The 1445-nt window shown below is 48.7% G+C and carries 1 protein-coding gene; it reads left to right on the forward strand.

Annotated elements, in window-relative coordinates; all coding sequences use genetic code 11:
* The first annotated feature begins 110 nt into the window (after positions 1-110).
* Positions 111-1316, forward strand: a complete 1206-nt coding sequence (locus JHD69_RS19790) for an SIR2 family protein (protein WP_199142062.1) — start codon at positions 111-113, stop codon at positions 1314-1316.
* Positions 1317-1445: the final 129 nt, after the last annotated feature.

Here is a 1445-nt window from a genome sequence, read left to right on the forward strand (position 1 = left end):
CCCCCCCCCCCCCCCCCCCCCCCCCCCCCCCCCCCCCCCCCCCCCCCCCCCCCCCTTTTCAAGCAGAAGACGGCATACGCGATCATGAGTACTGTCTCGTGGGCTCGGAGATGTGTATAAGAGACAGAGTCTGGCTTTTCGGTGCAGGAAGTTCGGTGGCTGCTGGAGTTCCCTCTGCATATGACCTCACTTGGGACTTCAAAAGAAGAATATACTGCGCAGAACAGGCTTACCCGTTGCATTTATTTAGCAACCTGACCGACTCCGGGATTAGGGAACAGATACAGAACTATTTTGATAACCAGAAAAACTGCCCGCCTTTTGACAGTTCGGAAGAATATTCATATTACTTTGAACGCGCATTTTCTTCCGCAAGAGACCGAAGCGATTACATCGCAAAACAAACTTCTGGAATGCAGCTCACTTATGGACATAAGGTAATGGCCATATTAATGAAGCACGGACACCTCAACCTGATATTCACCACCAATTTTGACAAGGCATTCGAGAATGTGGCTGCTTCCCAGTTTCAAAAACTGGAAAGCTGGTATGCTGCCGACCTTGACAGTGGGGATAACGGTATGAAATTTTTCCAGACCGGAAAACGGCCGCTCATAGTAAAGCTACATGGAGATTATTTCTCTGACAATATCAAAAACACTACAGAAGAACTCCAGGATCAGGATAAGAAATTAAGGGATATATTATCAATCTCCTTAGATACAAATGGGCTTTGTGTAATGGGATATAGCGGCAGAGACAAGTCGATTATGGATGTACTTGCAGAATCGGTAAAGAAATCCAGTTCATTTCCGAATGGGCTATTCTGGTTTTCAAGAGGTGGTAGTACGCCACTACCTGAAGTCCTCGAGCTTATAGAACTTGCAAAGGCAAATGGTAAACAGGCAGAGATTGTCGAAATTGAAACTTTCGATACTGCATGGGCCGATCTTATAAAGGGCTTCGACAACATCCCAAAAGACGATTTTGAAAATCTGAACCAACATTATAACAGGATAAGCAATCAGCCCCTGCCCGAAGCAGGACGAAACTATCCTCTGCTTAGGCTGAATGCTATTCCAATCCTTGAATACCCGGCGACAGCTCGGCTATACAAATGTAATGCCGGTAATACAAAAGAAGTCAAAGTGAACATAGAGAAGAACGGAACAAAGATATTGGCCATAAGAAAACAAACCGGAATAGTAGGCTTTGGGCCAGACGAAGATTTCAGGACTTCCTTTGGTCATTATGGCCAATATCTTTGTTCCGTTCTTCTCTATGTTCACTTTGGGCTGTCTCTTATACACATCTGACGCTGCCGACGAACCACGACATGTGTAGTTAGAGGTGGTGGGGGGGGGAGTAAGAAAGGGGGGGGGGGGGGGGGGGGGGGGGGGGGGGGGGGGGGGGGGGGGGGGGGGGGGGGGGGGGGGGGGGGGGGG

It is taken from the genome of Pedobacter sp. ASV12, assembly GCF_016429155.1.
In the GTDB taxonomy this organism is placed as follows: Bacteria; Bacteroidota; Bacteroidia; order Sphingobacteriales; family Sphingobacteriaceae; genus Pedobacter.

Excerpts from the sequence above, each read along its gene's own strand:
- JHD69_RS19790 (WP_199142062.1), top strand. The coding sequence starts at position 111 with ATGTGTATAAGAGACAGAGTCTGGCTTTTCGGTGCAGGAAGTTCGGTG.